The 6,643-nt window shown below is 60.6% G+C and carries 7 protein-coding genes; 4 read left to right on the forward strand and 3 right to left on the reverse strand.

Annotated features, from left to right (window positions below; all coding sequences use genetic code 11):
• Positions 1-386: 386 nt before the first annotated feature.
• On the reverse strand, positions 387-731 hold the full coding sequence (locus tag D8U69_RS08010; protein WP_056854914.1) for a cupin domain-containing protein: 345 nt from the start codon (positions 729-731) through the stop codon (positions 387-389).
• 113 nt (positions 732-844) lie between these two features.
• Positions 845-1,729, reverse strand: coding sequence for a LysR substrate-binding domain-containing protein (locus D8U69_RS08015; protein WP_130907068.1), 885 nt, complete (start codon positions 1,727-1,729; stop codon positions 845-847).
• A gap of 221 nt (positions 1,730-1,950) precedes the next feature.
• Between D8U69_RS08015 and D8U69_RS08020 the strand changes: the two genes are divergently transcribed.
• A complete protein-coding gene (locus D8U69_RS08020) occupies positions 1,951-2,715 on the forward strand; it encodes a sulfite exporter TauE/SafE family protein (protein WP_130907069.1) in 765 nt (254 codons plus the stop codon).
• Here the strand turns inward: D8U69_RS08020 and D8U69_RS08025 are convergent.
• Positions 2,705-3,019: a putative quinol monooxygenase gene (locus D8U69_RS08025; protein WP_130906211.1), complete on the reverse strand. Its 315-nt coding sequence runs from the start codon at positions 3,017-3,019 to the stop codon at positions 2,705-2,707. The two genes, D8U69_RS08020 and D8U69_RS08025, sit on opposite strands and share 11 nt — an antisense overlap.
• Positions 3,020-3,179: 160 nt before the next feature.
• Here D8U69_RS08025 and D8U69_RS08030 point away from each other — a divergent pair, with 160 nt between their 5' ends.
• The 3 genes from D8U69_RS08030 to D8U69_RS08040 all read left to right on the forward strand — a co-directional run bounded on the left by D8U69_RS08030 (position 3,180) and on the right by D8U69_RS08040 (position 6,386).
• Positions 3,180-3,770, forward strand: a complete 591-nt coding sequence (locus tag D8U69_RS08030; protein WP_056854918.1) for an NAD(P)H-dependent oxidoreductase — start codon at positions 3,180-3,182, stop codon at positions 3,768-3,770.
• A gap of 58 nt (positions 3,771-3,828) precedes the next feature.
• Positions 3,829-4,740, forward strand: coding sequence for a LysR family transcriptional regulator (locus D8U69_RS08035; protein WP_056854919.1), 912 nt, complete (start codon positions 3,829-3,831; stop codon positions 4,738-4,740).
• Between the two features lie 200 nt (positions 4,741-4,940).
• Positions 4,941-6,386 carry a SulP family inorganic anion transporter gene (locus tag D8U69_RS08040; RefSeq protein WP_056854920.1) on the forward strand — a complete coding sequence of 482 codons (1,446 nt, stop codon included), beginning with the start codon at positions 4,941-4,943 and terminating at the stop codon, positions 6,384-6,386.
• Positions 6,387-6,643 lie beyond the last annotated feature (257 nt).

Here is a 6,643-nt window from a genome sequence, read left to right on the forward strand (position 1 = left end):
GTGCCTGCTGATTTCACGACTGCTTCGCAGCCGAACGGGAGCAAGCTCCCTCGCCACAGGTTTGGTGATGCCCTGCAGGTATTTTTGACCGGGAGATCACGTCGGGTGATCTCCCGGTTTTTTCCATCAGGCGAACACGAAATACTTGGCAGTACTCCCATTTCACTTATTTACGCGGACTTTTGTGGCGAGGGAGCTTGCTCCCGCTGGTTCGCGCAGCGGACCCAAAATAAGGCAAATGCGCAGTTTCAGCTAAAACGTGCCTGCTGATTTCACGACTGCTACGCAGCCGAACGGGAGCAAGCTCCCTCGCCACAGGTTTGGTATTGCCCCTGCAGGTTTTTTTGACCGGGAGATCACGTCGGGTGATCACCCGGTTTTTTCCATCAGGCGAACACGAAATACTTGCGCACGGTTTCCACCACTTCCCACGTACCTTTCATGCCTGGCTCGACGATGAAAATGTCACCGGCGCGCAGGTGGATCGGCGCCATGCCTTCCGGGGTGATGATGCAGTAGCCTTCCTGGAAGTGGCAGTACTCCCATTTCACGTAGTCCACATACCACTTGCCCGGCGTGCAGATCCAGGTGCCCATGATCTTGCTGCCGTCTTCACTGGTGTAGGCGTTCAGGTTGACGGTGTGCGGGTCGCCTTCGAGTTTTTCCCATTTGCAGGCGTCGAGCACGGGCAGCGGGTGAGTGTCGCGAAGAACGGTAATCGGTGCGGTCATGATGACTCCGGCAGTGGGTACTGGAACTGAAGTCGCACCCTATAGCGCCCGTTCCTTGCTCAGTTGTCTGTGCTCGACACTGAGCTGTCCAGAAACGCACAGCGTTCGACGACTCAGGAGAGCGTCAATGCATGCAGCAGGGCCTTGGCGTAGCCGGGTAATGCGGCGAAGTCCCGGGCACAAAGCAACAGCTTGCGTTGGCCCCAGGGTTCTTGCAGGGCGAGGCGCTTGAAGGTCGGTCCGATGGGGGCGCGTTCGATTGCGGCCAGCGGTACGATCGCCAGTCCCGCCCCGCGGGCAACCATGCGCATCACGCCATCGAAGCCATCGGCGCGGATGCGGATCTGCATGCGTGAACCTGCGTGCAGCGCCTGTTCCTCCAGGTACACCGCCAGTGCGCTATTGGCGTTCAGCCCGACGTAGTGGTGATGCAGCGTGTCGGCGAAGCTCACTGAGCTCGCCTGTGCCAAGGGATGTTCGTGGGGCATGATCAGCACCAACGGGTCGTCGCGAAACGCGCAGGTCTGCAGGTCAGTGGTATCCACTGCATCGGAGACAACGCCGAGGTCCGCCGCTCCCTGGCGCAGTGCGTGGGTGATGCGTGCGCTGGGCAGTTCCTGCAGGTCGATATCGAGATTGGGGTGTTCGCGCAGGAAGTCGGCGAGCAACTCCGGCAAGTACTCGGTGATTGCCGTGGTGTTGCACAGTAATCGGACCTGGCCTTTGACGCCGTTGGCGTATTCGGCCAGGTCCTGTTGCATGCGCTGTGCCTGTTGCAGCAAAACCCTGGCATGCCGCGCCAGGGCTTTTCCGGCAGGTGTCGGCGTTACACCGCGACGACCGCGTTGCAGAAACTCGGTGCCCAATGACGACTCCATGGCGCGGATTCGCGCGCTGGCCGCTGCCAGGGACAAATGGCTGCGCGTGGCGCCGGCGGTGATGTTGCCGGTGTCGAGGATGTTCAGGTAGAGGCGCAGGTCGGTGAGGTCGAAGTGCATGGGTAGCCGCCGGTTATGCGTTGTCTGGACTGGCCTCATCGCGGGCAAGCCCGCTCCCACAGATGGCCGGGGTGTTCCGGGCGAACGCGATCAGATGTGGGATCGACTTGCCCGCGAAAGCGTCAGTCGGCGCGATCAATTTTTCAGGCTCTTGCCAGGCAAGAGTCAGCCTTAGTATATGGCAGATTTTCAACTGGCCAATCCGGGCTCAGGATAGCCCCATGAATACGCTCGTCACGTTCTACCAAAACCTCGGTCTGGCCCTTTCATTGCTGGTCATCGCCACCTTCCTGCTGGCCGGCATGATCAAGGGGGTGATCGGCCTCGGCCTGCCGACCGTTGCCATGGGCTTGCTCGGTCTGGCTATGGCTCCGTCGCAAGCTGCGGCTCTGCTGATTATTCCAGCCACCTTGACCAACCTCTGGCAACTGGCGTTCGGAGGGCATCTGCCGGGGTTGGTCAAGCGGTTATGGCCGATGTTGTTGGCGATTTTCCTTGGCACCGGCATGGGCACGCTGTGGATCGGCATGGCCGGTGGGCACTGGGTGGTGCGGGGGCTGGGAGCGGCGTTGATGCTGTATGCCTTGAGTGGTCTGTTTCTGCCAACCCTGCGTGTGGGGAGTCGCAACGAACGTTGGCTGGGGCCGCTCTGCGGTCTGGTCACCGGCGTCATTACCTCGGCTACCGGCGTCTTCGTGATCCCGGCAGTGCCGTATATGCAGGCACTGGGGTTGAGCAAGGATGAACTGGTGCAGGCACTGGGCCTGTCGTTCACTGTCTCGACCCTCGCCCTGGCCGGCGGGTTACTGTGGCGCGGGGCTTTGGGCGGGGGCGAGTTGAGTGCGTCGCTGCTGGTGCTGATTCCTGCGGTGCTCGGCATGATGCTCGGGCAATGGCTGCGTCAGCGGATCAGCGCCGTGCTGTTCAAGCGTGTGTTCTTCATTGGCCTCGGATTGCTCGGCGGCCATTTGTTGATCAGCGGCTAGCGGACGACGGGCTGATCATCTCGATGGCGCGGATCTCGAAGTCACGCTCCAGGTACTCATCGCGCTGCTCAAGAAACTGCTTCATGTGCGGCAGGTTCGAGTGCACGTCGAGATGGGCCTGTGATTGCCAGATCTCATAGAAGATAAACAGCGTCGGGTCCTGTTTGTCGCGCAGCATGTGGTACTCGATGCAGCCGGGCTCGGCACGACTCGCTTCTACGTGGTCGCTGAAAAACGCTTCGAAGGCCGCGGATTTTTCCGGGCGGGTCTTGGCATGCAGGATGAAGCCTTGGATTTCACTCATTAGGAGGTCCTCTGGTCAGAATCGGCGCCAGTCTAAGGCAACAATCTCTTGTTGATTCGTGCGTGTGGGTCAAATGAATTTTGTGCAATGAGCGCTTATTCCGCGCGAGGCAGATCGTTAATCTGCCGCCATCCGATTCCTGACCTTCCCGAGACCTCCCATGAAAAAAGTTCTGTTGCTCAATGGCGGCAAAAAATTTGCCCACTCCGATGGCCGTTACAACACCACCCTGCATGAAGCTGCGTTAAGCGTGCTGGACCGTGGTGGCGTGGACGTGAAAACCACGTTCATCGACGAGGGCTACGACGTGGCTGAAGAAGTCGCCAAGTTCCTCTGGGCCGACGTGATCATCTACCAGATGCCTGGCTGGTGGATGGGCGCACCGTGGACCGTGAAGAAGTACATCGATGAAGTCTTTACCGAAGGTCATGGCAGCCTGTACGCCAGCGACGGCCGCACCCGTTCCGATGCGTCGCAAAAGTACGGCAGCGGCGGTTTGATCCACGGTAAGCAATACATGTTGTCGTTGACCTGGAACGCACCGCAGCAAGCCTTCGACGACCCGACCGACTTCTTCGAAGGCAAAGGTGTGGACGCGGTGTACTTCCCGTTCCACAAGGCCAACGAATTCCTCGGCATGAGCGGTTTGCCGACCTTCCTTAGCGTGGACGTGATGAAACGCCCGAACATCGAAGGTGACGTGGCGCGTTATGAACAGCATTTGACCGAGGTGTTCGGCCTCAAGGCCTGAGGTTCCTTTTGCCCCGCATCCAGCTACTATCAAGCCAGTTTTTGAATGAGGGGCAAACGTGAAAGCCAGGTCCGATGAGTTGCAGATTTTCGTCTGCGTGATTGAGTGCGGATCGATTTCAGCGGCGGCCGAGCAGGTCGGGCAAACCCCGTCGGCGGTCAGCCGCACGCTGTCGCGGCTGGAGGCCAAGCTCGATACCACGCTGATCAACCGCACCACCCGGCGCATGGACCTGACCGAGGAGGGCAAGTATTTCTTCGAACACGCCAAGCTGATTCTCGATCAGATGGACGAGCTCGAAGAGCGCTTGTCCTCGCGCCAGCAAACGCCGTCCGGGCGTTTGCGCATCAACGCGGCCTCGCCGTTCATGCTGCACGCCATCGTGCCTTACATCGATGAATTCCGGCGGCTCTACCCTGACATCCAGCTTGAGCTCAACAGCAACGATCTGATCATCGATTTGCTGGAGCAAAGTACCGACATCGCCATCCGCATCGGCACGCTGGCGGACTCGACCCTGCACGCGCGCTCACTCGGTTGCAGCCCGTTGCACATCGTCGCCAGCCCGGCGTACCTGGAAAAACACGGCACGCCGACCGCGGTGGCAGACCTGTCCGCCCATACCTTGCTGGGCTTCACCCAGAACGAAGGCCTCAACCAGTGGCCGTTGCGTTATGTGCATGGCGATCGCTGGCCGATCGAGGCGGCGCTCAGCGCCTCCAGCGGTGAAACCATCCGCCATCTGGCGCTGGAAGGGCAGGGCATCGCCAGCCTGTCGCACTACATGACCATCGAAGACATTCGTGCCGGCCGCTTGAAAGTGTTGCTGGCAGAGTTCAACAGTGGCTATCGCCAACCGATCAATGCCGTTTACTACCGCAACTCGCAGCTGGCCTTGCGAATTCAGTGCTTTCTGGATTTTATCCAGGGCAAGCTGGCGCTTTATGCCTCAACGAACTTCAACGACTGAAATAGGCCTGGCATCTCTTTTCTGGTTTGGACTGCGTCATCGTTCATCGCGGGCAAGCCAAGCTCCCACAGGTATTGTGTGGTTCACGCAACCGGTGAGCGACGCAGAATCTGTGGGAGCGGGCTTGCCCGCGATGGCATTTGTGAATGTGCATCCGTAACATCCGCACACTCTTTTTGCTGCCCTGTATGCGGTCCCCCATGAAACCAAGAATTCTGCGCGCCGATGCCCTGGCCGGACTCACCACCTCTTTCGCCCTGCTGCCCGAATGCATCGCTTTCGCCCTGGTCGCCCATCTCAATCCGCTGATGGGGCTTTATGGTGCATTCATCATCTGCACCCTGACCGCGCTGTTCGGCGGCCGGCCGGGCATGGTGTCCGGCGCTGCCGGGTCGATGGCGGTGGTGATCGTCGCGCTGGTGGTGCAACACGGTGTGCAGTACCTGCTGGCCACGGTCTTGCTCGGTGGTTTGATCATGATGGCGTTCGGTTTGCTCAGGCTGGGCAAACTGGTGCGCATGGTGCCGCACCCGGTGATGCTCGGCTTCGTCAACGGCTTGGCGATCATCATTGCGCTGGCGCAGCTGGAGCATTTCAAGAATGGCGAAAGCTGGCTCAGTGGTACGCCGCTGTACATGATGGTCGGCCTGGTCGTCGTGACCATGGCCATCGTGTATGGGCTGCCACGCCTGACCCGCGCCGTGCCGCCGGCACTGGTGGCAATTCTGGGGGTGGGCCTGGCAGTGTATCTGCTCGGCTTGCCGACCCGCACCCTCGGCGACATGGCGCACATCGCCGGCGGTCTGCCGACGCTGGCATTGCCGGATATTCCATGGAACCTGGAAACCCTGCGCGTCATCGCGCCGTACGCGATCCTGATGGCGCTGGTGGGCCTGCTGGAAACCCTGCTGACCCTCAACCTCACCGATGAAATCACCGAGAGCCGTGGCTACCCGGACCGCGAATGTGTGGCGCTGGGGGCAGCCAACATGGTCTCCGGCGTATTCGGGGGCATGGGCGGCTGCGCGATGATCGGCCAGACAGTGATCAACCTCAGCTCCGGTGGGCGCGGGCGCTTGTCCGGGGTGGTGGCCGGGGTGTCGATCCTGTTGTTCATCCTGTTCCTGTCGCCGCTGATCGAGCGCATTCCGTTGGCGGCATTGGTCGGGGTGATGTTCGTGGTGTCGCAACAGACCTTCGCCTGGGCCTCGCTGCGGGTGATGAACAAGGTCCCGCTGAACGATGCGCTGGTGATCATCGCCGTGACGGTGATTACCGTGTTCACCGATTTGGCCACCGCCGTGCTGTGCGGCATCATTATCGCGGCGCTGAATTTTGCCTGGCAACAGGCCCGGCAGCTGTACGCCGACAGTCATCTGGAGAGCGACGGCAGCAAGCTTTACCGGGTCCACGGTACGTTGTTCTTCGCCTCGACCACGCCATTTCTCAACCAATTCGATCCGGCCAACGACCCGGCGCAAGTGACGCTCGATTGTCGTCATTTGAGCTTCGTCGACTACTCCGCCATCGCCGCGCTCGACACTCTGCGCGAGCGCTACAACAAGGCCGGCAAGCATCTGCGAGTGCTGCATTTGTCCGAGCGTTGCAAAAAATTGCTCCGACGCGCCCGGGTTCATCACGACTGAGACTCGCCTGTGATCGTTCCCATGCTCCGCGTGGGAACGCTTCTTCGGACGCTCCGCGTTCGGCTTCGCAGTGGACGCAGAGCGTCCCGGGCTGCATTCCCACGCAGAGCGTGGGAACGATCGACGCGCCCGGGTTCATCACGACTGAGACCCGCCTGTGATCGTTCCCATGCTCCGCGTGGGAACGCTTCTTCGGACGCTCCGCGTTCGGCTTCGCAGTGGACGCAGAGCGTCCCGGGCTGCATTCCCACGCAGAG

This window comes from Pseudomonas sp. Sample_16, from assembly GCF_004307665.1.
Lineage (GTDB): Bacteria > Pseudomonadota > Gammaproteobacteria > Pseudomonadales > Pseudomonadaceae > Aquipseudomonas.